At 58.5% G+C, this 24,154-nt stretch carries 21 protein-coding genes; 12 read left to right on the top strand and 9 right to left on the bottom strand.

Going from position 1 to position 24,154, the window contains the following annotated elements; genetic code table 11:
• Window positions 1-60: 60 nt before the first annotated feature.
• The 4 genes from hflD to PMI27_RS17720 form a co-directional block, all read right to left on the bottom strand.
• A complete protein-coding gene (gene hflD, locus PMI27_RS17705; protein WP_008146025.1) occupies window positions 61-684 on the bottom strand; it encodes a high frequency lysogenization protein HflD in 624 nt (207 codons plus the stop codon).
• Window positions 681-1,826, bottom strand: coding sequence for a tRNA 2-thiouridine(34) synthase MnmA (gene mnmA, locus PMI27_RS17710; protein WP_008146022.1), 1,146 nt, complete (start codon window positions 1,824-1,826; stop codon window positions 681-683). The genes hflD and mnmA overlap by 4 nt, the downstream gene beginning before the upstream one ends.
• A 59-nt stretch (window positions 1,827-1,885) precedes the next feature.
• Window positions 1,886-2,332 carry an NUDIX hydrolase gene (locus PMI27_RS17715; RefSeq protein WP_008146020.1) on the bottom strand — a complete coding sequence of 149 codons (447 nt, stop codon included), beginning with the start codon at window positions 2,330-2,332 and terminating at the stop codon, window positions 1,886-1,888.
• 197 nt (window positions 2,333-2,529) lie between these two features.
• Window positions 2,530-4,755, bottom strand: a complete 2,226-nt coding sequence (locus PMI27_RS17720) for an NADP-dependent isocitrate dehydrogenase (RefSeq protein WP_033053180.1) — start codon at window positions 4,753-4,755, stop codon at window positions 2,530-2,532.
• A 497-nt stretch (window positions 4,756-5,252) separates the two neighbouring features.
• Here PMI27_RS17720 and icd point away from each other — a divergent pair, with 497 nt between their 5' ends.
• A complete protein-coding gene (gene icd, locus PMI27_RS17725) occupies window positions 5,253-6,509 on the top strand; it encodes an NADP-dependent isocitrate dehydrogenase (RefSeq protein ID WP_008146904.1) in 1,257 nt (418 codons plus the stop codon).
• A gap of 82 nt (window positions 6,510-6,591) precedes the next feature.
• Here icd and cspD read toward each other — a convergent pair whose 3' ends face one another.
• Window positions 6,592-6,858, bottom strand: a complete 267-nt coding sequence (gene cspD, locus PMI27_RS17730; protein WP_008146902.1) for a cold shock domain-containing protein CspD — start codon at window positions 6,856-6,858, stop codon at window positions 6,592-6,594.
• Between the two features lie 225 nt (window positions 6,859-7,083).
• Between cspD and clpS the strand changes: the two genes are divergently transcribed.
• The 4 genes from clpS to PMI27_RS17745 all read left to right on the top strand — a co-directional run bounded on the left by clpS (window position 7,084) and on the right by PMI27_RS17745 (window position 12,854).
• The gene (gene clpS, locus PMI27_RS0229350) at window positions 7,084-7,446 is read left to right on the top strand and encodes an ATP-dependent Clp protease adapter ClpS (RefSeq protein WP_027925124.1); all 363 of its coding nucleotides are present in this window, start codon (window positions 7,084-7,086) and stop codon (window positions 7,444-7,446) included.
• A gap of 30 nt (window positions 7,447-7,476) precedes the next feature.
• On the top strand, window positions 7,477-9,747 hold the full coding sequence (gene clpA, locus PMI27_RS17735) for an ATP-dependent Clp protease ATP-binding subunit ClpA (RefSeq protein ID WP_008146900.1): 2,271 nt from the start codon (window positions 7,477-7,479) through the stop codon (window positions 9,745-9,747).
• 245 nt (window positions 9,748-9,992) lie between these two features.
• Window positions 9,993-11,171 carry an integrase core domain-containing protein gene (locus tag PMI27_RS17740; RefSeq protein WP_008154498.1) on the top strand — a complete coding sequence of 393 codons (1,179 nt, stop codon included), beginning with the start codon at window positions 9,993-9,995 and terminating at the stop codon, window positions 11,169-11,171.
• A gap of 666 nt (window positions 11,172-11,837) precedes the next feature.
• A complete protein-coding gene (locus tag PMI27_RS17745) occupies window positions 11,838-12,854 on the top strand; it encodes an IS110 family transposase (protein ID WP_008157034.1) in 1,017 nt (338 codons plus the stop codon).
• A gap of 425 nt (window positions 12,855-13,279) precedes the next feature.
• On the opposite strand, the gene infA is transcribed toward PMI27_RS17745, so the two are convergent.
• The 4 genes from infA to trxB all read right to left on the bottom strand — a co-directional run bounded on the left by infA (window position 13,280) and on the right by trxB (window position 16,078).
• Window positions 13,280-13,498 carry a translation initiation factor IF-1 gene (infA, locus tag PMI27_RS17750; RefSeq protein WP_002553999.1) on the bottom strand — a complete coding sequence of 73 codons (219 nt, stop codon included), beginning with the start codon at window positions 13,496-13,498 and terminating at the stop codon, window positions 13,280-13,282.
• Window positions 13,499-13,609: 111 nt separating this feature from the next.
• On the bottom strand, window positions 13,610-14,317 hold the full coding sequence (locus PMI27_RS17755) for an arginyltransferase (protein ID WP_008154860.1): 708 nt from the start codon (window positions 14,315-14,317) through the stop codon (window positions 13,610-13,612).
• Window positions 14,318-14,373: 56 nt separating this feature from the next.
• A complete protein-coding gene (gene aat, locus PMI27_RS17760) occupies window positions 14,374-15,054 on the bottom strand; it encodes a leucyl/phenylalanyl-tRNA--protein transferase (protein ID WP_008154858.1) in 681 nt (226 codons plus the stop codon).
• A 64-nt stretch (window positions 15,055-15,118) separates the two neighbouring features.
• On the bottom strand, window positions 15,119-16,078 hold the full coding sequence (trxB, locus tag PMI27_RS17765) for a thioredoxin-disulfide reductase (RefSeq protein WP_008154857.1): 960 nt from the start codon (window positions 16,076-16,078) through the stop codon (window positions 15,119-15,121).
• 38 nt (window positions 16,079-16,116) lie between these two features.
• Between trxB and PMI27_RS31300 the strand changes: the two genes are divergently transcribed.
• From PMI27_RS31300 to cysG, 7 genes are all read left to right on the top strand, one after another.
• Window positions 16,117-16,389, top strand: coding sequence for a hypothetical protein (locus PMI27_RS31300; protein ID WP_134099122.1), 273 nt, complete (start codon window positions 16,117-16,119; stop codon window positions 16,387-16,389).
• A complete protein-coding gene (locus PMI27_RS17770; protein ID WP_033053179.1) occupies window positions 16,386-18,788 on the top strand; it encodes a DNA translocase FtsK in 2,403 nt (800 codons plus the stop codon). Before PMI27_RS31300 ends, PMI27_RS17770 begins: the two co-directional genes overlap by 4 nt.
• A gap of 65 nt (window positions 18,789-18,853) precedes the next feature.
• Window positions 18,854-19,477: an outer membrane lipoprotein chaperone LolA gene (lolA, locus tag PMI27_RS17775; protein WP_008154853.1), complete on the top strand. Its 624-nt coding sequence runs from the start codon at window positions 18,854-18,856 to the stop codon at window positions 19,475-19,477.
• Between the two features lie 248 nt (window positions 19,478-19,725).
• Window positions 19,726-21,048 (top strand): replication-associated recombination protein A, encoded by a 1,323-nt coding sequence (locus tag PMI27_RS17780; RefSeq protein ID WP_008154849.1) that lies wholly within the window; start codon window positions 19,726-19,728, stop codon window positions 21,046-21,048.
• Window positions 21,048-21,422 carry a fluoride efflux transporter CrcB gene (crcB, locus tag PMI27_RS17785; protein ID WP_008154847.1) on the top strand — a complete coding sequence of 125 codons (375 nt, stop codon included), beginning with the start codon at window positions 21,048-21,050 and terminating at the stop codon, window positions 21,420-21,422. The genes PMI27_RS17780 and crcB overlap by 1 nt, the downstream gene beginning before the upstream one ends.
• Before the next feature lie 15 nt (window positions 21,423-21,437).
• Window positions 21,438-22,718, top strand: a complete 1,281-nt coding sequence (serS, locus tag PMI27_RS17790) for a serine--tRNA ligase (RefSeq protein WP_008154844.1) — start codon at window positions 21,438-21,440, stop codon at window positions 22,716-22,718.
• Entirely contained in the window at window positions 22,719-24,113 is a 1,395-nt protein-coding gene (gene cysG, locus PMI27_RS17795; RefSeq protein WP_008154841.1) for a siroheme synthase CysG, read from the top strand. It abuts the gene before it with no gap.
• The last annotated feature ends 41 nt before the right edge of the window (window positions 24,114-24,154 follow it).

Raw genomic sequence — 24,154 nt, 5'->3', positions numbered from 1 at the left:
CGTTGCCAACTGACCAGCGTCTTACGCGTTACAAATTACAAAGGGTCTTGCGGGCGCGGTTCAGCTGCTGCGCATCAGCGGGTAAAGCTCTTTCAGCAACTTGCGACGGCTGATCACCAGCTGCCAGCGATGACCGCCCAACTGCCGCCACAGGCGCGCCGATCGAATCCCGGCCAGCAACAGGGCGCGGATTTTCGAAGCGTTGCTCGGTTGCTGCAGATTGCGCATGTCGCCGTGGACCTGAATCCGTTGGCGCAAGGTGCTCAGGGTGTCCTGATACAGGGCGCCGCACGCTGCTATGACGTTTTCGTGAGCCGGGCCGAAGTGCTCGACCTGGGATTGAATCTGCGGCAAACGCTTGCCGATCTCGTCCAGCATGTCGTTGCGCTTGGCCAACTGACGCTCCAGGCCGAGCATCGCCAGCGCATAGCGCAGCGGCTCTCGCTGAAGGGTGCTTGGGTCTCGTTCCAGGGCGCCGATCAATGCGCGGTAACCTTCACGCAGATTGATATCGTCGCCGCCGTACACTTCCAGAGTGTCCTTGGGGTCGCGAATCAGCAGACTACCGAGCATGCACGTCAGGCCGGCTTCGGCGGTCTGACCGGTCTTGGCGATCTTGTCGACCAGCACGGCGGCGAGGAACACGCCGCCCAGTGCCGTCAGTTGCTCCTGAGTCGGGCTCATTGCTGCTCGCCTTGAGGAGTGCCTTTGCTGGTCCACGGCTCCGCGACTTCGATCACGCCGCCGCCGAGGCAGATTTCACCGTCGTAGAACACCACGGACTGGCCTGGGGTGACCGCGCGTTGCGGGTCATCGAAGGTCGCGCGGTAGCCGGTGGCGGTTTTTTCCAGCGTGCAGGGCTGGTCGCTTTGGCGATAGCGGACTTTGGCGGTCAGCCGGCGCGGTTCGCTCAAGTCGATCGGGTTGACCCAATAGATGTCTGAAGCGAGCAGGGCGCGGGAGAACAGATACGGATGGTCATTGCCTTGGCCAACGATCAGCTCGTTGTGCTCCAGGTCCTTGATCAGCACGTACCACGGCTCGTCACTGGCGTCTTTCAAGCCGCCAATGCCCAGGCCCTGACGCTGGCCGATGGTGTGATACATCAAGCCGTGATGACGGCCGATAACTTCACCTTCGGTGGTCTTGATCTCGCCTGGCTGGGCCGGCAGGTATTGTTTGAGGAAGTCGCTGAAGCGGCGTTCGCCGATAAAGCAGATTCCGGTGGAATCCTTTTTCTTCGCGGTGGCGAGTTCGTGTTTCTCGGCAATCGCGCGCACTTCGGGTTTTTCCAGCTCGCCGACCGGGAACAGGGTCTTGGCGATCTGTTCACCGCCGACGGCGTGCAGGAAGTAGCTCTGGTCCTTGTTCGGGTCCAGGCCCTTGAGCAGCTCGGTGCGACCATCGATGTCGCGGCGACGCACGTAGTGACCGGTGGCGATCAGGTCGGCGCCGAGCATCATGGCGTAGTCGAGGAACGCCTTGAACTTGATCTCGCGGTTGCACAGGATGTCCGGGTTCGGCGTGCGACCGGCCTTGTATTCGGCCAGGAAGTGCTCGAACACGTTGTCCCAGTACTCGGCGGCGAAGTTGGCGGTGTGCAGCTTGATGCCAATCTTGTCGCACACGGCCTGAGCGTCCGCCAGGTCATCCATGGCGGTGCAGTATTCCGTTCCATCGTCTTCTTCCCAGTTCTTCATGAACAGGCCTTCCACCTCATAACCCTGCTCGATCAGCAGGAGAGCGGAAACGGAAGAGTCCACGCCGCCGGACATGCCGACAATGACGCGCTTCTTTTGTGTGTCAGAAGGGGCTGGATCACGCATAGGGATTCAATGAGTGTCTTTAAAAAGGACGCGATTCTAACAGGCCGAAGCCCGCAAGGCTAAAGAGAAGGGCGGATCAGTTCGAGGCCGAAGAGTTTGCCGTCCAGATAATCATCAATACAGCGGATGATCAGCTCACTGCGCCAGTTTGCGCGCTGTGCCATGAGTTCGTCACGCGTCAGCCATTTTGCGCCGACGATGCCGTCATCCAGCTGATAGTCGGGGTGATGTTTGAGCGGTTTTGCGGTGAAGCAGACCCGCTGATAGGTCACGCCGTTGCTCGGAGCGGTGTAGAGGTAAATGCCCACCACGCCAGTCGGCTCGACGTCCCAGCCGGTTTCTTCGAGGGTTTCACGCACGGCGGCTTCGATCAGGGTTTCGTCCGGGTCCAGATGGCCGGCGGGCTGATTGAGCACCGTTCGTCCGCCCTTGGATTCTTCGACCATCAGGAAACGGCCGTTGTCTTCGACGATGGTCGCGACGGTGATGTGGGGTTTCCACTCCATGGGGATTCCTCGAATTTCAATAGTTGCAACACTATTACTGTGGGAGCTGGCCTGCCAGCGATTGCGGTGAGTCAGTAACCATCAATGTTGGATGATAAATCGCTATCGCTGGCAGGCCAGCTCCCACAGGGTTTGCGTTGTCTTCAAAAACACAAACCCCGGCACGAGGCCGGGGTTTGTGGTGTTCCCTTACAACCTTAAACCAGCGCAGCGATCGCGGCGTTGAAGGTGTTGCTCGGGCGCATGGCCTTGCTGATCAACTCGGCATTGGCGTGGTAGTAACCGCCGATGTCCACTGGCTTGCCCTGAACGGCGTTGAGCTCGGCAACGATCGTTGCTTCGTTCTCGCTCAGGGTTTTGGCCAGTTCGCCGAACTGCGCTTGCAGTGCAGTGTCTTCGGTCTGGGCAGCCAGGGCTTGAGCCCAGTACAGCGCCAGGTAGAAGTGGCTGCCGCGGTTGTCGATGTTGCCGACTTTGCGCGATGGCGACTTGTTGTTGTCCAGGAACTGGCCGGTGGCCTGATCCAGGGTCTTGGCCAACACCAGCGCTTTAGGGTTGTTGTAGGTGACACCCAAGTGCTCAAGGGAAGCGGCCAGGGCCAGGAACTCGCCCAGGGAATCCCAGCGCAGGAAGTTCTCTTCCAGCAGCTGCTGAACGTGCTTCGGTGCCGAACCGCCGGCGCCGGTTTCGAACAGGCCGCCGCCGTTCATCAGCGGAACGATCGACAGCATCTTGGCGCTGGTGCCCAGCTCCATGATCGGGAACAGGTCGGTCAGGTAGTCGCGCAGTACGTTGCCGGTCACCGAGATGGTGTCCTTGCCTTCGCGAGTGCGACCCAGGGTGAACGCCATCGCGTCGACTGGCGACATGATGCGGATGTCCAGGCCGGAGGTGTCGTGATCCTTCAGGTAAGCCTGAACTTTCTCGATCACTACGCCGTCGTGGGCGCGCATCGGGTCCAGCCAGAAGATCGCTGGAGTGGCGCTTGCGCGAGCACGGTTGACGGCCAGTTTGACCCAGTCCTGGATCGGCGCGTCTTTGGTCTGGCACATGCGGAAGATGTCGCCGGCTTCAACCGACTGCTCCAGCAGGGTGCGGCCAGCGCCGTCGGAAACCCGAACCACGCCGTTGGCCTTGATCTGGAAAGTCTTGTCGTGCGAGCCGTACTCTTCAGCTTTTTTCGCCATCAGGCCAACGTTTGGAACGCTGCCCATGGTGGTCGGATCGAAAGCGCCGTGCAGCTTGCAGTCTTCGATTACCGCCTGGTAGATGGTGGCGTAGCAGCGATCCGGGATCACAGCCTTGGTGTCGTGCAGTTGACCGTCAGTGCCCCACATCTTGCCGGAGTCACGGATCATCGCCGGCATCGAGGCGTCGACGATCACGTCGCTCGGCACGTGCAGGTTGGTGATGCCTTTGTCGGAGTTGACCATGGCCAACGACGGACGAGCGGCGTAAACCGTCTGGATGTCCGCTTCGATCTGCGCTTGCTGCTCAGCCGGCAGGGCTTTGATGCGAGCGTACAGATCGCCGATGCCGTTGTTCAGGTTGAAGCCGATCTGCGCCAGCACGTCAGCGTGCTTGGTCAGTGCGTCTTTATAGAACTCGGCAACGATCTGGCCAAACATGATCGGGTCGGAGACCTTCATCATGGTGGCTTTCAGGTGAACCGACAGCAGCACGCCTTTGGCTTTAGCGTCTTCGATCTCGGCAGCAATGAAGCTGCGCAGAGCGTTTTTGCTCATGACCGCGCAATCGAGGATCTCACCGGCTTGCACGGTGGTTTTTTCTTTCAGGACGGTGGTGGTGCCGTCTTGAGCGATCAGTTCGATTTTGACGGCGTCAGCGGCGTCGATCAGGGCAGCTTTCTCGCTGCCGTAGAAATCGCCGGTGCTCATGTGCGCGACGTGGGACTTGGAGTCCGCAGCCCAGGCGCCCATTTTGTGCGGGTGCTTGCGTGCGTAGTTCTTGACCGACAGCGGTGCACGACGATCGGAGTTGCCTTCGCGCAGAACCGGGTTTACGGCGCTGCCCTTGATCTTGTCGTAACGCGACTTGGCGAGCTTGTCGGCGTCGCTGGTCACGGTTTCCGGGTAGTCAGGCAGTGCGAAGCCCTGGGCTTGCAGTTCCTTGATCGCGGCTTGCAGTTGCGGAACCGAGGCGCTGATGTTCGGCAGCTTGATGATGTTGGCTTCAGGCGTAACGGCCAGGTCGCCCAGTTCGGCGAGGTGGTCGGCTACGGCTTTGTCACCCAGTTGCTCGGGGAAGCTGGCCAGGATGCGCCCTGCAAGAGAGATATCGCGGGTTTCCACGGCGATATCAGCGGAGGCGGTGAAGGCCTCTACGATAGGCAACAGTGAATAGGTGGCGAGGGCGGGAGCTTCGTCGGTGAAGGTATAGATGATCTTCGAGCGGGTGGGCATATTCGGATTAACTCTCTCTTCTTTGCTAAAGCGTGCGCAGAAAAACTCGAGGGGCGCCGGGTAAGCGCGTTCGTTCAAAGTCATCCATGAGCCGAATGTCGAGATTTCTTCGCGGTGATGTTGGGTGCATCAGTCGAGCGTCAAGCGGGTGGACTGCGGTAACAGTCCGGCTTTTTTCGGGCCGAGGGTCTCGTCATAGAGCGGTCGGCCGTCGTGACTCTGTGGTCAGCGGGCGGCATTATACATAGGTAGCTGGCAATCTGCCGATGGTTCATATGCAACGATTGTCGTCCATTGGTCTAAAGGTCGCAGGGGCGAGTGGGGCGTAGAGTCTTGCACCGTGCTTGAGTTTGGCGCTTTTCCCTTTGCTTTCAGGCTTGTACGTCGCGAACTGTGCAGCTTTGCGGCAGATGGTTGGAACATAGGGTTTGCGTGCCGATTTAACTGGGGTACGCTCGAACGAAGCCAGATGTTCAATCCAAACAATGGAGTTCAGCATGGGATACAAGAAGATTCAGGTTCCAGCAGTCGGCGACAAAATCACCGTCAACGCGGACCATTCTCTCAATGTTCCTAACAACCCGATCATCCCCTTCATCGAAGGTGATGGTATTGGCGTTGATATCAGCCCGGTCATGATCAAGGTTGTCGATGCTGCTGTTAAGAAGGCTTACGGCGGCGAGCGCAAAATTTCCTGGATGGAAGTCTACGCCGGGGAGAAAGCGACTCAGGTTTACGATCAGGACACCTGGCTACCCCAGGAAACCCTGGACGCAGTTAAAGATTACGTGGTTTCCATCAAGGGCCCTCTGACCACCCCGGTCGGTGGCGGCATCCGTTCCCTGAACGTGGCCCTGCGTCAGCAACTCGACCTTTATGTCTGCCTGCGCCCTGTGCGCTGGTTCGAAGGCGTGCCTAGCCCGGTCAAGAAGCCAGGCGACGTCGACATGACGATCTTCCGTGAGAACTCCGAAGACATCTACGCCGGTATCGAGTGGAAAGCCGGTTCGCCGGAAGCGACCAAGGTCATCAAGTTCCTTAAAGATGAAATGGGCGTCACCAAGATCCGTTTCGACGAAAACTGCGGTATCGGCATCAAGCCGGTTTCGCTGCAAGGCACCAAGCGTCTGGCACGAAAAGCGCTGCAGTATGTGGTCGACAATGACCGCGACTCGCTGACCATCGTGCACAAAGGCAACATCATGAAGTTCACCGAAGGTGCCTTCAAGGAATGGGCCTACGAAGTGGCGGCTGAAGAGTTCGGCGCGACCCTGCTCGATGGCGGTCCGTGGATGCAGTTCAAAAACCCGAAAACCGGCAAGAACGTTATCGTCAAAGATGCAATCGCTGACGCCATGCTCCAGCAGATCCTGCTGCGCCCGGCCGAATACGATGTGATCGCGACCCTGAACCTGAACGGCGACTACCTCTCCGACGCTTTGGCGGCGGAAGTGGGCGGTATCGGTATCGCACCGGGTGCCAACCTGTCTGACACCATTGCGATGTTCGAAGCGACCCACGGTACTGCACCGAAGTACGCTGGCAAGGACCAGGTCAACCCGGGTTCGCTGATCCTGTCCGCAGAGATGATGCTGCGTCACATGGGCTGGACCGAAGCAGCTGATCTGATCATCAAGGGCACCAACGGCGCGATTTCCGCCAAGACTGTGACCTATGACTTCGAACGTCTGATGGAAGGCGCGAAACTGCTGTCTTCGTCCGCGTTTGGTGATGCGCTGATTTCGCACATGTAAGCGAAATCCAAGCCTGAAAAAGCCGCCCGACTCAAGTAATTGAGTCGGGCGGTTTTTTTATGACTGGATGGTAAGAGCGATCTCAGGCCGTAACGGTCTTTTCACCAGCGGGAGCGGTGACTGCCTGAGCATCGACAGGCGTGCCGATGTTTACGGCATGCAGGCCTTTTGGGCCCTGAATGATCTCAAAGACGACGGCTTGCCCGGCTTTCAGGGTTTTATAACCGTCCATCTTGATGGCCGAGTAGTGGGCGAACAGATCTTCGCTCTTGCCTTCCTCGTTGATGAAGCCGTAACCCTTGGCATTGTTGAACCATTTGACCTTGCCGCTGACCTTGACACCTGACATACCCATATCCCTCTGCAACAGACTCCATCACTGGAGTATCATCCAGTTCATCCGCAGTCATTTCCTGGAAATAAGATTGACTCCGCGGACCTTTTTTACCCACTGTGGGCTCTATTGGTTGTAACACCGTTTTCCCGATAGTCAAGGTGACCGGGCAGTCGGAGTTGAAATCGTCCATAGCCGCCCCCACCACTGTATTTGCACAACTGACGAACCTTTCTTTCCATGCATGCAATCAGCCAGATTCGACTAACATTCAATCAGGATCACCCTGATTCACACGACGACGATTCCGCAGGCATTGCTGTTCAGGAGGCAAAGCCTGCTTTACAGGCGCCGCCGATGTACAAGGTGGTTTTGTTTAATGATGACTACACACCGATGGATTTCGTCGTCGAAGTGCTCGAGGTGTTTTTTAACCTGAATCGCGAGCTGGCGACCAAGGTCATGCTGGCCGTCCACACAGAAGGACGGGCAGTATGTGGAGTGTTTACCCGCGACATCGCCGAGACTAAGGCCATGCAGGTCAACCAGTACGCCAGGGAAAGCCAGCATCCGCTACTCTGTGAAATCGAGAAGGACGGTTAATCGCCGACCACTTGGGTATGAGGTGAAGCTATGTTAAACCGCGAGCTCGAAGTCACCCTCAATCTTGCCTTCAAGGAGGCACGTTCGAAGCGTCATGAATTCATGACCGTCGAACACCTCCTGCTGGCCCTATTGGATAATGAGGCTGCCGCCACCGTTTTGCGTGCCTGCGGCGCAAACCTCGACAAACTCAAGCACGATCTGCAGGAGTTCATCGACTCCACCACGCCATTGATCCCCGTCCATGACGAGGATCGTGAGACCCAGCCAACCCTGGGCTTCCAGCGTGTACTGCAACGTGCTGTCTTTCACGTACAGAGCTCGGGCAAACGCGAAGTGACTGGCGCCAACGTACTGGTCGCGATCTTCAGTGAGCAAGAGAGTCAGGCAGTGTTCCTGCTGAAACAGCAGAGCGTTGCGCGCATCGATGTCGTCAACTACATCGCACACGGCATTTCCAAAGTGCCGGGGCATGGCGATCACTCTGAAGGTGAGCAAGATATGCAGGACGACGAGGGCGGTGAGTCTTCTTCTTCAGGCAATCCTCTGGATGCTTATGCCAGCAACCTCAACGAACTCGCGCGCCAGGGTCGAATCGATCCATTGGTAGGCCGTGAGCTGGAGGTTGAGCGTGTCGCGCAGATCCTGGCGCGTCGTCGCAAAAACAATCCGCTGCTGGTGGGCGAGGCGGGCGTGGGTAAAACCGCGATTGCCGAAGGCCTGGCCAAACGCATTGTCGACAACCAGGTGCCAGACCTGCTGGCCAACAGCGTGGTGTATTCCCTCGATCTGGGGGCCTTGCTGGCCGGGACCAAATACCGCGGCGATTTCGAGAAACGCTTCAAGGCGTTGCTCAATGAGCTGAAAAAACGTCCGCAGGCGATCCTGTTCATCGACGAAATCCACACCATCATTGGTGCGGGTGCCGCGTCCGGTGGGGTCATGGATGCTTCGAACCTGCTCAAGCCGCTGCTGTCGTCGGGTGATATCCGTTGCATCGGCTCGACCACGTTCCAGGAATTCCGCGGGATCTTTGAGAAGGACCGTGCTTTGGCCCGGCGCTTCCAGAAGGTCGATGTGTCGGAACCTTCGGTGGAAGATACCATCGGCATCCTGCGCGGCCTGAAAGGTCGTTTTGAAGCGCACCACAACATCGAATACAGCGATGAAGCGTTGCGTGCGGCGGCCGAACTGGCCTCGCGCTATATCAATGACCGGCATATGCCGGACAAGGCCATTGACGTCATCGACGAGGCGGGCGCCTACCAGCGTCTGCAGCCAATCGAGAAACGCGTGAAACGCATCGAAGTGCCTCAAGTCGAGGACATCGTCGCGAAAATCGCGCGGATTCCGCCTAAGCACGTCACCAGCTCCGACAAAGAGCTGCTGCGTAACCTTGAGCGTGACCTGAAGCTGACAGTATTTGGCCAGGATGCCGCAATCGACTCACTGTCGACCGCGATCAAACTGTCCCGTGCCGGCCTCAAGTCGCCTGACAAGCCAGTCGGTTCGTTCCTGTTCGCAGGGCCAACCGGTGTCGGTAAAACCGAAGCGGCGCGTCAGTTGGCCAAGGCGTTGGGCATCGAACTGGTTCGTTTCGACATGTCCGAGTACATGGAGCGCCACACCGTATCGCGTCTGATCGGTGCGCCTCCAGGCTATGTCGGGTTCGACCAGGGCGGTCTGCTGACCGAAGCCATCACCAAGCAGCCTCACTGCGTGCTGTTGCTCGATGAGATCGAGAAGGCGCATCCGGAAGTCTTCAACCTGCTGCTGCAGGTCATGGACCACGGTACGCTGACCGATAACAACGGGCGCAAGGCGGACTTCCGTAACGTGATCGTCATCATGACGACCAACGCCGGTGCCGAAACGGCAGCTCGCGCTTCGATCGGTTTCACCCATCAGGACCACTCGTCCGATGCGATGGAAGTGATCAAGAAGAGCTTCACGCCAGAGTTCCGCAACCGTCTGGACACCATTATCCAGTTTGGTCGCCTCAGCCATGAGGTCATCAAAAGCGTGGTGGACAAGTTCCTTACCGAGCTTCAGGCGCAGCTGGAAGACAAGCGCGTGCAGCTGGAAGTGACGGACGCGGCGCGCAGCTGGCTGGCAGCGGGTGGCTACGACTCGGCGATGGGTGCTCGACCAATGGCGCGTTTGATTCAGGACAAGATCAAGCGTCCGCTGGCGGAAGAGATTCTCTTTGGCGAACTGGCCGACCATGGTGGTGTGGTTCACATCGATCTCAAGGACGGCGAGCTGACCTTCGACTTCGAGACCACGGCTGAAATGGCCTGACGGCTGTATAGCGAAAAGGCGCCTGCGGGCGCCTTTTTGTTGTCTATTGGATTTGGTGTATATCCGTTGCTGCGGTAACGGCTGCTTAGGGTTTCGCCCTTACGGCGACTCACTTTTTTTTCAAACGCCAAAAAAAAGTAAGCAAAAAAAGGCTCGGGTATGACTCACCCACATAGGTAACAAAACAGTTCAAGCACATAGGTAACAGTTTTTAACTGGTACTGGTCGATTCCGAGGATCTGACCATGCCGTGGCGAGAGCTGAAACCTATGGACCTGAAAGTGATGTTCATCGCCGACTATTTGTCCGGGCGACTCAACTTCAGCCAACTCTGTGCGGCTCACAGCATCAGTCGCAAAACCGGTTACAAGTGGGTGGCGCGCTACAACGCGGACAGCGTTAATGGCTTGGCGGAATGCAGTCGCAAGCGGCATTCCCAAGCTCAGGCGGTGCCGTTTGCGGTCAAGGAGGCCATTCTTGAGCTACGCGCCCAAGGACAAACCACTCCGGGCCCGAAGAAAATTCAGACGGCCTTAAGTGAGCGTTTTCCGGATCAGCCCCCGCCCTCGAAAACCACGATCTACAACGTGCTAAAAAAGGCGGGGCTGGTGACGCCGCGGCGTTTACGTCAGCGTGTCGCTGTCTATCCCAAACCGCTTCAGAAGGCCGATCGCCCAAACCAGCTCTGGAGCGCTGATTACAAAGGTCAATACCTGACGGGAGACGGTGTCTGGTGTTACCCGTTGACGGTAATGGATCACTCCAGCCGATTCTTGTTGGCCTGCGAAAGCATGCCCAGCACGACCTTCAAGGCCGCTAAGGCGACCTTTGAAAGGCTGTTCAGGACTTACGGGATGCCTGAACGTATTCGCACGGACAATGGCGTTCCTTTTGCCAGCGGAGGACGTGCTGGTTTATCACAGCTATCCATCTGGTGGGCCCATCTGGGCATCATCCATGAAAGGATTCAACCTGGTCGACCAGAGCAGAACGGGCGGCATGAACGCATGCACCGCACGCTGAAAAGTACACTGCCAAGACCGCCGGAAATTGAGTGGGGAGCCCAGCAGAAGCATTTTGACCTGTTCATGCAGCACTACAATCATGAACGTCTTCATGAGGCTCTGGGGCAGAAAACACCGGGCTCGTGCTACACAAGCTCTTTACGAGCTTATCCGGAAAAGCTGCCGGAGATGAGATACCCAAGCCATGTTGAGGTTTACCGGACGGACTCAAACGGGGTGGTGAACAAAGGAAGGCTTAGAATCTATGTTGGCTATGTGCTTAAACATGAAATAGTCGGATTGGAGAGCGTCAGCGAGGGTGTTTGGGACATCATTTTTGGGCCGGTAGTACTAGGCCGCGTTGATGAAAGGGACGCCAAAGATGCTTATCTGACGCTCAAAGTAATCAGAAATAAGTGATCAGGTGTTACCTATGTGACTGAACTGTTTTGTTACCTATGTGGTTGATCCCTTCACTCGCCCCGAGCGTCCGGCCCCTCGCTTAGGCTCGGCGTTCCTTCGTTCCGGTATTCATCTGGGGGCATCGCCTCCGGTTGGCTTCGCTTCAACCTCCTCTCGATGTGTTCGACTTCGTCGAACGGCGCTACGCGCCTAACCCCCAGATGAACCCCTCCACTCAGCCTGCCGAAGGGGCGGGTGAATCAAGATCAAGTGCGGCAGGCGAGCTAACGCTCGGCCTGTTGAGTGGTGAGGGGCGGGTGTACACCCATCCTCTGTAGGAGCTGTCGAGTGAAACGAGGCTGCGATCTTTTGATCTGGCTGTGGCTGTGGCTGTTGGCTTTTGACGTTGATCTTGATCTTTCGCCCCTTCGGCAGGCCGAGCGGAGGTGTTCATCAGGGGGTTAGGCGCGTAGCGCCGTTCGGCGAAGCCGAACACATCGAGAGGAGGTCGTCGCGAAGCAGACCGTAGGCGATGCCCCCTGATGGACACCGGAGCGAGGGAACACTGAGCTTTAGCGAAGTGCCGTACGCCGGGGCGAAGCCTTAATGAGATGGTCAGCCCGGCGAGAACCTCGGCGAGTCTAAACTTGCCGAGGCACTCTCTTTACCGAAGGAGGATCTCTCATGGCTACCGTGACGCTTCTGGGTATCGACATCGGCAAGAACACTTTCCACCTGCATGGACAGGACGCCAGGGGCCATCAGGTGCTGCGTAAAAAGCTCAACCGCAGCCAATTGCTCCCTTATCTGGCGCAGATTTCGACCTGCAAAATTGCCATGGAGTCCTGCGGCGGTTCTCAGTGGCTTGCCCGGAAAATCAAGGAGCAAGGCCATCACGTGCAGTTGATCGCACCGCAACATGTGAAGGCCTATGTTACCGGCAACAAAAACGACTTCATTGATGCCGAGGCCATTTGTGAAGCGGCCTCGCGCCCTAGAACCCGTTCGGTCCAAGTCAAAACCGTAGAACAGCAGGTGCTGTGCACTGAGCACCGACTGCGCAAGTCCTTGGTCAGTCGACGCACCGCCGTCATCAATCAGGTGCATGGATTTCTCCTGGAGTTCGGCGTCATCTTTCCCGCCGGATACGCCGCCCTTGATCGGGTCTCGGGCCTGATGCAAAGCCGTGAACTGCCCATCCGCTTGATAAACGCCATTGAACGCATGCTCGAAGATATTCGGCAGCTGACTGGCGAGATCAAAAGACTGGATGTCGAGATCAAGCAAAGCCTCGTCCAAAGCGACGCCGGCCAACGCCTGCAAAGCATCCCCGGCATCGGCCCCCTCATCGCTAGCGCTCTGGTGGCCGATGTCGGCGACGCTTCGGTTTTCAAATCGTCCCGCGACTTCGCCGCCTCGTTGGGGTTGGTGCCGCGACAGTATTCAACAGGTGGCGAAACGGTCCTCCTCGGCATCAGTAAACGGGGCGATAAATACCTAAGAAGCCTGCTGGTACAGGGCGCCCACACCGTTTTGTACCGAGTCGATCACCGAACCGACGCCCTCGGCAGGTGGGCCAAAAACCTGCTCGTCCGCAAGCCTCTGAACAAAGTGGCCTGTGCCCTGGCGAACAAAATGGCCAGAATCATCTGGGTGTTATTAACCAAGGGCGGCACCTACAACTCACAGCTTTTGGCTTGATCCGTACGCTTCACCACCGGCTTTTGCGACGTCAGTTGCTGATGACGATAAACGGCAGACATCCTGGCTGAAAACCTGATAAGCAAAAGAGCTTTGGAAGGCTGAAGCCTTTTTCAAGGACAGGCAGGAGCGACTACTCATCAAGGGCCGAGCGCTATCCGTGCTCACACTGAGCCCGAATACATTAGCGCAAGCTCGATTTACCGTTCATCCGTGCTGGGCGGCAGAAGGTGGGCTGACCATACATTTGCTTACTTTTCGGCGTTTGGAAAAGTGAGTCGCTGTAAAAGCGAAACCATAATCAGCCGTTACCGCAGCAACGGATATGTACACCCAAAACCCAAGAACCCAAGAACCCAAGAACCCACCAAATCGCAGACAAACAAAAACGCCCGGCATAAACCGGGCGTTTTGTATTGACTTGATTAGCGAGCGCGGTAAGTGATGCGCCCTTTGCTCAAGTCATAGGGCGTCAGCTCGACGCGCACTTTGTCGCCGGTAAGAATACGAATGTAATTCTTGCGCATCTTGCCGGAGATATGCGCGGTTACGACGTGCCCATTTTCCAACTCCACACGAAACATGGTGTTGGGCAGGGTGTCGACGACAGTGCCTTCCATTTCGAAGCTGTCTTCTTTCGACATGCAGTAAAGCCCTCGGTGTCCAATGAATGGCCCGGTGCAACTGCGCCAGGCAAAAGCGGCGTGCATTGTGCCCGAAAAATGGGGTTTAAGCCAAGGGGTTTACGGCTTGCTCTAGTTCAGGATGACCCAGCGCTGATTAATCAGCAGCTCGATAGGGCGATATTGAGTCTTGTAACTCATCTTTTTGCAGTTTTTGATCCAATAGCCCAGATAGACGGCCTCCAGCCCCAGGCGTTGAGCCTCGGCGATTTGCCAGAGGATCGCATAACGCCCCAGGCTGCGGCGTTCTTCAGTGGGCTCGTAGAAGGTGTAGACCGCCGACAGACCGTTCGGCAGCAAGTCGGTGACGGCCACCGCCACCAGTCGTCCTTCGAGGCGGAATTCGTAGAATCGGGAAAACGGCAGGTCACGTACCAGGAACGTCGCAAACTGATCGCGACTCGGCGGGTACATATCGCCATCGGCGTGACGCTGTTCGATATACCGCTGATAAAGGTCGAAATACTCTTCGCTGAATTGCGGCCTGGCAGGGCGCACCTGCAGATCGACGTTGCGTTTGAAGATGCGTTTCTGCTGGCGGTTGGGCGAAAATTGCGCCACAGGGATGCGCGCCGGTACGCACGCATTGCAATTCTGGCAATGAGGCCGGTAAAGATGATCGCCGCTACGACGGAAACCCATTTCAGACAGGTCTGCATAGACATGCACATCCATGGGCTGACTAGGGTCGAGGAACAAGGTCGTGGCCTGCTCCTCGGGCAGATAACTGCAAGAGTGGGGCTGAGTGGCATAGAACTTCAAACGCGCCAACTCGGTCATGATCAACCCTCGGGATAAGCTTTGAATTAAGTGTAAGCCACGCGCGCAAAAGTCGCTCAGCAAACCCAGGTTGCGCGGCTGGGTTGGTCCAGATGCTGCGCAAGGAAGTCGGCAAACTCGCGGCGGGGAATCGCTCGGGCGCCGAGGCTGTGCAGATGATCGGTCGGCATCTGGCAGTCGATCAGCACAAAGCCTGAGTCTTTCAGATGTCGGACCAGCGTGGCAAAGCCATATTTCGAGGCGTTGTCGGCGCGGCTGAACATGGACTCGCCGAAAAACAGCTGACCCATCGCCAGGCCGTAGAGCCCGCCGACCAGTTCACCCTGGTCCCAGACTTCCACCGAATGGGCGTAGCCACGCCTGTGCAGCTCGAGGTAGGCGTTCTGCATGGCTTCTGTGATCCAGGTGCCGTCGGCGTAATCCCGAGGCGCGGCGCAAGCGCGGATGACCGCGGCAAAATCCTGATCAAAGGTCACTTGATAGCGTTGCTGGCGCAGCAATTTGTTCAGGCTGCGCGAGACATGCAGTTCGTCGGGAAACAGTACGGTGCGTGGATCCGGCGACCACCAGAGAATCGGCTGGCCTTCCGAGAACCACGGAAAACAGCCGTGGCGATAGGCCTGAATCAGACGATCGGCGGACAGATCCCCGCCCGCGGCCAACAGCCCGTTGGGATCGCGCATGGCTTTTTCCAGGGGCGGGAAGGTCAGGGTGTTGCGTTGTAACCAAGTCAGCATGGCATCCGGGCTTGCAGAAGGGGAGGGCAGTGGTGGGCGGGTGGGCCCACCGTGAAGTGTGCCGTCAAATGACTGGAATGTCGTCGAGATACTTCTCGGCGTCTAGCGCGGCCATGCAACCGGCCCCGGCAGATGTGACGGCCTGGCGGTAAACGTGATCGGCCACGTCGCCGGCGGCAAATACGCCCGGGATTTCGGTGCTGGTAGCATCGCCTTCACTGCCGCCCTTGACCAGCAGGTAGCCGTTACGCATTTTCAGCTGGCCTTCGAACAGGTCGGTGTTGGGTTTGTGGCCAATAGCGATGAACACGCCGGTCAGCGGCAATTCACTGGTTTCGTCAGTGTGGCTGTCCCGCAGGCGGGCGCCGGTCACACCGCTGGCATCACCCAGCACTTCATCCAGATTCTGGTTCCAGTGCAGGCGGATATTACCTTTGGCGGCTTTTTCGAAGAGCTTGTCCTGAAGAATTTTCTCCGAGCGCAACTTGTCGCGGCGGTGAATCAGGTGAACTTCCTTGGCGATGTTTGACAGGTACAGCGCTTCTTCAACCGCCGTATTGCCGCCGCCAACGACTGCGACCACCTGATTGCGGTAGAAGAAACCGTCGCACGTCGCGCAGGCCGATACCCCTTTGCCGGCAAAAGTCTCTTCCGATGGCAGCCCCAGGTATTGCGCCGAGGCGCCGGTGGCGATGATCAGCGCATCGCAGGTGTAAGTGCCGCTGTCGCCGATGAGTTCGAACGGGCGCTGTTGCAACTTGGCAGTGTGGACGTGGTCGTAGACGATCTCTGTGTGAAAACGCTCGGCGTGTTTTTGCATGCGTTCCATCAGCACCGGGCCGGTGAGGCCTTCGACATCACCGGGCCAGTTGTCGACTTCGACGGTGGTGGTGAGCTGGCCACCTGCCTGTATGCCGGTAATCACAACGGGATTGAGGTTGGCGCGGGCGGCATAAACGGCAGCGCTGTAACCGGCGGGGCCGGAACCCAGAATGATCAGGCGGGAATGCTTCGCTTCGCTCATAAAAACACCTCATAAGCCTTTGTCACAAAAGAGAATGCATGCTCAAATTGAATCGCGCGTTATGTGCTGTTGGCTATGCTACACCTTGGGTTTCAAGCATGGCATCGGACGAACAAACCCGTACAATGCCTGCCTGTTACAGTGTTTGTAATAAAATAAGCGCCGCGCGCCGTGTTTATAAAAACCGGAGCGTAGTGTTAAAAGTAGTCCCAGTTACACCTGTTAACTTTTTTACCTGCCTGGATTGGGCAGTTTTTTATAGTCATTCAACAGATGGACGCGCCATAGGCGCAGGAAAAGAAGCGTTTTGAAGAAATCCACCGCAGCACCAAAAACAGTCGTTCCGCTCTGGCGCCAGCAATTGCACTACCGGCTCAAGGAAGGTGCATTGATCGCCATCGGCGGCTTGTGCCTGTTCCTGATGATGGCCTTGTTGACCTACGGCAAGGACGATCCGGGCTGGAGCCATAACAGCAAGATCGACGATGTGCAGAACTTCGGCGGGCCGGTCGGCTCCTACAGCGCCGATATCCTGTTCATGGTGTTGGGTTACTTCGCCTATATCTTCCCGTTGTTGCTGGCGATCAAGGCCTATCAAATCTTCCGTCAACGCCACGAGCAGTGGGAGTGGAGTGGCTGGCTGTTCTCCTGGCGCCTGATCGGCCTGGTGTTTCTGGTGCTGTCGGGCGCGGCCCTGGCCCATATTCATTTTCACGCCGCGACCGGTCTGCCGGCCGGCGCTGGCGGCGCTTTGGGCGAAAGCCTCGGTGATCTGGCCAGGAACGCCCTGAACATCCAGGGCAGTACGCTGGTGTTCATCGCGTTGTTCCTGTTTGGCCTGACGGTGTTCACCGACCTGTCGTGGTTCAAAGTGATGGACCTCACCGGCAAGATCACCCTCGACCTGTTCGAATTGTTCCAGGGCGCGGCCAATCGCTGGTGGGCCGCCCGTGTCGAGCGCAAACAATTGGTTGCGCAGTTGCGTGAAGTCGATGATCGCGTGCATGACGTGGTCGCGCCGACCGTCACCGACAAACGCGAGCAAGCCAAGGTCAAGGAACGCCTGATCGAACGTGAGCAGGCCCTGAGCAAACACATGTCGGACCGCGAGAAGCAGGTGCCGCCGGTGATTGCCCCTGCGCCGCCCAAGCCAGCGGCGCCCAGCAAACGCGTGGAAAAAGAGAAACAGGCGCCGTTGTTCGTCGACAGCGCCGTCGAAGGCACCTTGCCGCCGATCTCGATTCTCGACCCGGCAGAAAAGAAACAACTCAATTACTCGCCTGAATCCCTGGCTGCGGTCGGCCATTTGCTGGAAATCAAGCTCAAGGAATTCGGCGTCGAAGTGTCGGTGGATTCGATTCACCCGGGCCCGGTGATTACCCGTTACGAAATCCAGCCAGCGGCGGGCGTCAAGGTCAGCCGCATCTCCAACCTGGCGAAAGACCTGGCACGTTCCCTGGCCGTGACCAGCGTGCGCGTGGTGGAAGTGATTCCGGGCAAGACCACCGTCGGTATCGAGATTCCTAACGAAGACCGCCAGATCGTGCGCTTCTCCGAAGTGCTGTCGACCCCCGAGTACGACAACTTCAAGTCGCCGGTTACTTTGGCCCTGGGGCATGACATCGGCGGCAAGCCGGTCATCACCGACCTGGCGAAAATGCCTCACTTGCTGGTAGCCGGTACGACCGGTTCCGGTAAATCGGTGGGCGTGAACGCGATGATCCTGTCGATCCTGTTCAAGTCCGGCCCGGAAGACGCCAAGCTGATCATGATCGACCCGAAAATGCTTGAGCTGTCGATCTACGAAGGCATTCCGCACCTGTTGTGCCCGGTCGTGACCGACATGAAGGACGCCGCCAACGCCCTGCGCTGGAGCGTGGCGGAGATGGAGCGTCGCTACAAGCTGATGGCGAAAATGGGCGTGCGTAACCTGTCGGGCTTCAACGCCAAGGTCAAGGAAGCCCAGGACGCCGGCACGCCATTGACCGATCCGTTGTACAAGCGCGAAAGCATTCACGACGAAGCGCCGCTGTTGACCAAGCTGCCGACCATCGTTGTGGTGGTGGACGAATTCGCCGACATGATGATGATCGTCGGCAAGAAGGTTGAAGAACTGATCGCCCGTATCGCCCAGAAGGCCCGTGCCGCCGGTATCCACTTGATCCTCGCGACCCAGCGTCCGTCGGTTGACGTGATCACCGGTCTGATCAAGGCCAACATTCCGACGCGTATGGCGTTCCAGGTGTCGAGCAAGATCGACTCGCGCACCATCATCGACCAGGGTGGCGCCGAACAACTGTTGGGCCACGGTGACATGCTCTACATGCCGCCCGGTACCAGCCTGCCGATCCGTGTTCACGGTGCTTTCGTCTCCGATGACGAGGTTCACCGGGTGGTCGAAGCCTGGAAACTGCGCGGCGCGCCGGAATACAACGACGAGATTCTCGCCGGTGTCGAAGAGCCGGGTAGTGGCTTTGAAGGCGGCAGCAGTGGCGACGACGACAGTGAATCCGACGCGCTCTACGACGAAGCGGTTCAGTTCGTACTGGAAAGCCGTCGAGCGTCCATCTCTGCGGTTCAGCGCAAGCTGAAAATCGGCTACAACCGCGCCGCGCGCATGATCGAAGCCATGGAGATGGCCGGGGTCGTGACGTCCATGAACACCAACGGTTCGCGTGAAGTCCTGGCTCCGGGCCCGGTACGCGACTGAATTGATTGAAACGCGGTGGCGTAATGACGCGCCATCGCACCCCCACGAATGTTATGAGGACTCCCATGCGTCTTATCCGCATGCTGTTGCTGCCGGTTTTGGCTTTGACCACGCTCTCGGCCCACGCCGATGACAAGGACGTGGCGCGCCTGACCCAATTGCTGGAAAAATCCCAGACCCTGACCGCGCGTTTCTCCCAGCTGACCCTCGACGGCAGCGGTACCCAATTGCAGGAAACCGCGGGTGAAATGTCCTTGCAGCGTCCTGGCTTGTTTTACTGGCACACCAATGCGCCGGCCGAACAAACGATGGTCTCCGACGGCAAGAAGGTGACGTTGTGGGATCCGGACCTTGAGCAGGCCACCATCAAGAACCTCGATCAGCGCCTGACCCAGACCCCGGCGTTGCTGCTGTCCGGTGACGTGTCCAAGATCAGCCAGAGCTTCGACATCAGCGCCAAGGAAGCCGGTGGCGTGATCGACTTCACCTTGAAGCCGAAAACCAAAGACACCCTGTTCGACAGCCTGCGCCTGTCGTTCCGCAATGGCCTGGTCAATGACATGCAGATGATCGACAGCGTCGGTCAGCGCACCAACATCCTGTTCACCGGTGTGAAAGCCAACGAGCCGATTCCGGCGTCCAAGTTCAAGTTCGACATCCCCAAGGGTGCCGATGTGATCCAGGAATAAACCGCCCTACCTGTGGGAGCGGGCTTATGTGGCGAGGGGGCTTGTCGGAACGCCGCACCGCCCCGTTGGGTCGCGAAGCGGCCCCAAAACCTGCTAGTGCGGTGTATCAGGAATACCGCATGCAATGGTTTCGCGACTGCTGCGCAGCCGAACGGGGGTAAACCCCCTCGCCACAGGTAACCGCTATTGCCACAGGTTTTCGCCAGACTCGAGAGCTATGTAATAAAGCGAGGTTTCAAACGCACGTGATGGACCTGTTTCGCAGTGCCCCGATAGCTCAACCTTTGGCAGCACGCCTGCGTGCCGCCAATCTGGACGAGTACGTCGGTCAGGAACACCTGCTCGCTCGCGGCAAGCCTTTGCGCGAAGCGCTGGAGCAGGGTGCCTTGCACTCGATGATTTTCTGGGGCCCGCCGGGTGTGGGCAAGACCACGCTGGCGCGGCTGCTGGCGGAAGTCTCGGATGCGCACTTCGAAACGGTTTCGGCGGTACTGGCCGGCGTGAAGGAAATCCGTCAGGCGGTGGAAATCGCCAAGCAGCAGGCCGGGCAGTACGGCCGGCGGACAATCCTGTTCGTCGATGAAGTGCACCGCTTCAACAAGTCTCAGCAGGACGCGTTCCTGCCGTACGTTGAAGACGGCACGCTGATTTTCATCGGCGCAACCACTGAAAATCCCTCCTTCGAACTCAACAACGCGTTGCTCTCCCGAGCCCGCGTCTACGTTCTCAAAAGCCTCGATGAAGCGGCCCTGCGCAAGCTGGTGCATCGCGCGCTGACTGAAGAGCGTGGCCTGGGCAAGCGGCAACTGACCCTCAGCGATGAAGGTTTCCAGATGCTGCTGTCGGCCGCCGATGGCGATGGCCGGCGTCTGCTCAACCTGCTGGAAAACGCCTCGGACCTGGCTGAAGACAACAGCGAGATCGGCGTCGACCTGCTGCAAAGCCTGCTCGGTGATACCCGTCGGCGTTTCGACAAGGGCGGCGAAGCGTTTTACGACCAGATTTCGGCGCTGCATAAATCCGTGCGCGGCTCCAATCCCGACGGTGCACTGTACTGGTTCGCCCGAATGATCGACGGCGGTTGCGATCCGCTGTACCTGGCCCGGCGCGTGGTGCGCATGGCCAGCGAAGACATCGGCAACGCCGACCCCCGTGCCCTGAGCCTGTGCCTGGCGGCGTGGGAAGTGCAGGAACGCCTCGGCAGCCCCGAAGGCGAGTTGGCAGTGGCCCAGGCCATTACTTATCTGGCCTGCGCGCCGAAAAGCAACGCGGTGTACATGGGTTTCAAAGCCGCCCTGCGCAGCGCCACCGAACACGGTTCGCTGGAAGTGCCGCTGCACCTGCGCAACGCGCCGACCAAGCTGATGAAGCAACTGGGTTATGGCGACGAATACCGTTACGCCCACGATGAGCCGGACGCTTACGCTGCTGGCGAAGACTATTTCCCGGAAGAACTCGAGCCACAACCGTTCTATCAGCCGGTGCCGCGTGGCCTGGAGCTGAAGATCGGCGAGAAGCTCAATCACCTCGCGCAACTTGACCGTCTCAGCCCCCGGCAGCGGAGAAAATAGTGATCCCATTGATCGTTGCCGTTTCTGTGGGCGGTATCGCCGGAACGCTTTTGCGCTTTGCCACGGGTAACTGGATCAACGCTAATTGGCCGCGGCACTTCTATACCGCGACGCTGGCCGTTAATATCGTCGGCTGTTTGCTGATCGGCGTTCTATACGGTCTGTTTTTAGTACGCCCGGAGGTGCCGATTGAGGTGCGCGCCGGGTTGATGGTCGGCTTCCTCGGGGGGCTGACGACTTTTTCATCTTTTTCACTGGATACGGTGCGTCTGCTGGAAACCGGGCAAATACCGCTGGCTTTTGTCTATGCTGCCATCAGCGTATTCGGCGGGCTGCTCGCTACCTGGGCTGGCCTGTCCTTGACCAAACTTTGATAACGAGAGACCGACATGCTCGATTCCAAACTGTTACGTAGCAACCTTCAGGACGTAGCGGACCGCCTGGCATCCCGTGGCTACACGCTGGATGTTGCGCGCATCGAAGCGCTGGAAGAACAGCGCAAGACCGTCCAGACCCGCACCGAAGCACTGCAGGCTGACCGTAATGCGCGCTCCAAATCCATCGGCCAGGCCAAGCAGCGCGGCGAAGACATCGCGCCGCTGATGGCCGACGTCGAGCGCATGGCGAACGAATTGAGCGCCGGTAAAGTCGAGCTGGACGCGATCCAGACCGATCTGGATTCGATCCTGCTCGGCATCCCGAACCTGCCGCACGAATCCGTGCCGATCGGTGATGACGAAGACGGCAACGTCGAAGTGCGCCGCTGGGGCACTCCGACCGCGTTCGATTTCCCGGTTCAGGACCACGTCGCCCTGGGCGAGAAATTCGGCTGGCTGGACTTCGAAACCGCCGCCAAGCTGTCCGGCGCCCGTTTCGCCCTGTTGCGCGGCCCGATTGCTCGTATGCACCGCGCCCTGGCTCAGTTCATGATCAACCTGCACACCAGCGAACACGGTTACGAAGAGGCCTACACGCCTTATCTGGTTCAAGCGCCGGCGCTGCAAGGCACGGGTCAGCTGCCGAAGTTCGAAGAAGACCTGTTCAAGATTGCTCGCGAAGGCGAAGCCGATCTGTACCTGATCCCGACCGCCGAAGTGTCGCTGACCAACATCGTCGCTGGCGAAATCGTCGATTCGAAACTGCTGCCGATCAAGTTCGTCGCCCACACGCCATGCTTTCGCAGTGAAGCCGGTGCGTCGGGTCGCGATACACGCGGCATGATCCGTCAGCACCAGTTCGACAAGGTTGAAATGGTCCAGATCGTTGAGCCGTCGACCTCGATGGAAGCGCTGGAAGGCCTGACCGCCAACGCCGAAAAAGTCCTGCAATTGCTCGAACTGCCTTATCGCACGATTGCGCTGTGCACCGGCGACATGGGCTTCAGCGCGGTCAAGACTTACGACCTGGAAGTGTGGATCCCGAGCCAGGACAAATACCGCGAGATTTCGTCGTGCTCCAACTGCGGTGATTTCCAGGCCCGTCGTATGCAAGCGCGTTTCCGCAACCCGGAAACCGGCAAGCCTGAACTGGTTCACACCCTGAACGGTTCCGGCCTGGCGGTCGGTCGTACCCTGGTGGCGGTGCTGGAAAACTACCAGCAAGCCGACGGTTCGATCCGTGTGCCGGACGTGCTGAAACCGTACATGGGTGGTCTTGAGGTCATCGGCTAAATGGACTATCTGCCGCTGTTCCATAACCTTCGCGGCAGTCGTGTCTTGGTCGTCGGCGGCGGAGAGATTGCCTTGCGCAAATCCCGCCTGCTGGCCGAAGCCGGTGCGCTGCTGCGGGTGGTCGCACCTGAAATCGAACCGCAACTGCGCGAATTGGTTGCCGGCAGCGGTGGCGAATGTCTGGTGCGAGGCTACGTTGAGTCGGACCTGGACGGTTGCGGGCTGATCATCGCCGCCACTGACGACGAACCACTGAACGCGCAAGTCTCCGCCGATGCCCATCGACGTTGTGTGCCGGTCAACGTGGTGGACGCGCCAGCCTTGTGCAGCGTGATCTTCCCGGCGATTGTCGACCGTTCTCCGTTGATCGTAGCGGTCTCCAGCGGCGGCGATGCGCCGGTGCTGGCGCGGTTGATCCGCGCCAAACTGGAAACCTGGATTCCTTCCACCTACGGTCAACTGGCTGGCCTGGCCGCGCGTTTTCGCACCCAGGTCAAACACCTGTTCCCGGATGTGCAGCAGCGTCGGGCGTTCTGGGAAGATGTGTTCCAGGGCCCGATTGCCGACCGACAACTGGCCGGGCAGGGTGCCGAAGCCGAGCGCTTGATGCTGGCGAAAATTGCCGGTGAAGCACCGAATGCGACGGGCGAAGTCTATTTGGTGGGCGCCGGCCCGGGTGATCCCGACCTGCTGACCTTCCGTGCCTTGCGCCTGATGCAGCAAGCCGATGTGGTGCTGTATGACCGCTTGGTGGCGCCGGCGATTCTGGATTTGTGCCGTCGCGATGCCGAGCGGGTTTACGTCGGCAAGCGTCGCGCCGATCACGCTGTGCCACAAGATCAGATCAACCAGCAATTGGTGGATTTGGCCAAGCAAGGCAAGCGGGTCGTGCGGTTGAAGGGCGGTGATCCGTTCATCTTCGGTCGCGGCGGTGAAGAGATCGAAGAACTGGCGGCCCATGGCATCCCGTTCCAGGTGGTGCCGGGTATCACCGCGGCCAGCGGTTGCGCGGCGTATGCCGGGATTCCGCTGACGCACCGTGATTACGCGCAGTCTGTGCGTTTTGTCACCGGGCACCTGAAGGACGGTTCCACCGATTTGCCGTGGGCCGACCTGGTCGCGCCGGCGCAAACCCTGGTGTTTTACATGGGGTTGGTGGGTTTGCCGATCATCTGCGAGCAGTTGATCAAGCATGGTCGCGCAGCGGATACGCCAGCGGCATTGATCCAGCAGGGCACCACGGTCAATCAGCGGGTGTTTACCGGCACCTTGGCCGATTTGCCAAGTCTGGTGGCGGAGCATGAAGTGCATGCGCCGACGCTGGTGATCGTTGGGGAAGTGGTGCAATTGCGCGAGAAACTGGCGTGGTTCGAGGGCGCTCAGGCGCAAGTCTAGAGACCGCGTCGCCCCCATCGCGGGCAAGCCTTGCTCCTACA

It is taken from the genome of Pseudomonas sp. GM41(2012) (genome assembly GCF_000282315.2).
GTDB lineage: Bacteria > Pseudomonadota > Gammaproteobacteria > Pseudomonadales > Pseudomonadaceae > Aquipseudomonas.
This window is presented reverse-complemented; position numbering and strand designations above follow the sequence as displayed.

What these genes read in the sequence shown, in the direction of transcription:
- hflD (WP_008146025.1), bottom strand. Translation starts at nt 684, where the DNA reads ATGAGCCCGACTCAGGAGCAACTGACGGCACTGGGCGGCGTGTTCCTC.
- mnmA (WP_008146022.1), bottom strand. Translation starts at nt 1,826, where the DNA reads ATGCGTGATCCAGCCCCTTCTGACACACAAAAGAAGCGCGTCATTGTC.
- PMI27_RS17715 (WP_008146020.1), bottom strand. Translation starts at nt 2,332, where the DNA reads ATGGAGTGGAAACCCCACATCACCGTCGCGACCATCGTCGAAGACAAC.
- PMI27_RS17720 (WP_033053180.1), bottom strand. Translation starts at nt 4,755, where the DNA reads ATGCCCACCCGCTCGAAGATCATCTATACCTTCACCGACGAAGCTCCC.
- icd (WP_008146904.1), top strand. Translation starts at nt 5,253, where the DNA reads ATGGGATACAAGAAGATTCAGGTTCCAGCAGTCGGCGACAAAATCACC.
- cspD (WP_008146902.1), bottom strand. Translation starts at nt 6,858, where the DNA reads ATGTCAGGTGTCAAGGTCAGCGGCAAGGTCAAATGGTTCAACAATGCC.
- clpS (WP_027925124.1), top strand. Translation starts at nt 7,084, where the DNA reads ATGCATGCAATCAGCCAGATTCGACTAACATTCAATCAGGATCACCCT.
- clpA (WP_008146900.1), top strand. Translation starts at nt 7,477, where the DNA reads ATGTTAAACCGCGAGCTCGAAGTCACCCTCAATCTTGCCTTCAAGGAG.
- PMI27_RS17740 (WP_008154498.1), top strand. Translation starts at nt 9,993, where the DNA reads ATGCCGTGGCGAGAGCTGAAACCTATGGACCTGAAAGTGATGTTCATC.
- PMI27_RS17745 (WP_008157034.1), top strand. Translation starts at nt 11,838, where the DNA reads ATGGCTACCGTGACGCTTCTGGGTATCGACATCGGCAAGAACACTTTC.
- infA (WP_002553999.1), bottom strand. Translation starts at nt 13,498, where the DNA reads ATGTCGAAAGAAGACAGCTTCGAAATGGAAGGCACTGTCGTCGACACC.
- PMI27_RS17755 (WP_008154860.1), bottom strand. Translation starts at nt 14,317, where the DNA reads ATGACCGAGTTGGCGCGTTTGAAGTTCTATGCCACTCAGCCCCACTCT.
- aat (WP_008154858.1), bottom strand. Translation starts at nt 15,054, where the DNA reads ATGCTGACTTGGTTACAACGCAACACCCTGACCTTCCCGCCCCTGGAA.
- trxB (WP_008154857.1), bottom strand. Translation starts at nt 16,078, where the DNA reads ATGAGCGAAGCGAAGCATTCCCGCCTGATCATTCTGGGTTCCGGCCCC.
- PMI27_RS31300 (WP_134099122.1), top strand. Translation starts at nt 16,117, where the DNA reads ATGCTCAAATTGAATCGCGCGTTATGTGCTGTTGGCTATGCTACACCT.
- lolA (WP_008154853.1), top strand. Translation starts at nt 18,854, where the DNA reads ATGCGTCTTATCCGCATGCTGTTGCTGCCGGTTTTGGCTTTGACCACG.
- PMI27_RS17780 (WP_008154849.1), top strand. Translation starts at nt 19,726, where the DNA reads ATGGACCTGTTTCGCAGTGCCCCGATAGCTCAACCTTTGGCAGCACGC.
- serS (WP_008154844.1), top strand. Translation starts at nt 21,438, where the DNA reads ATGCTCGATTCCAAACTGTTACGTAGCAACCTTCAGGACGTAGCGGAC.
- cysG (WP_008154841.1), top strand. Translation starts at nt 22,719, where the DNA reads ATGGACTATCTGCCGCTGTTCCATAACCTTCGCGGCAGTCGTGTCTTG.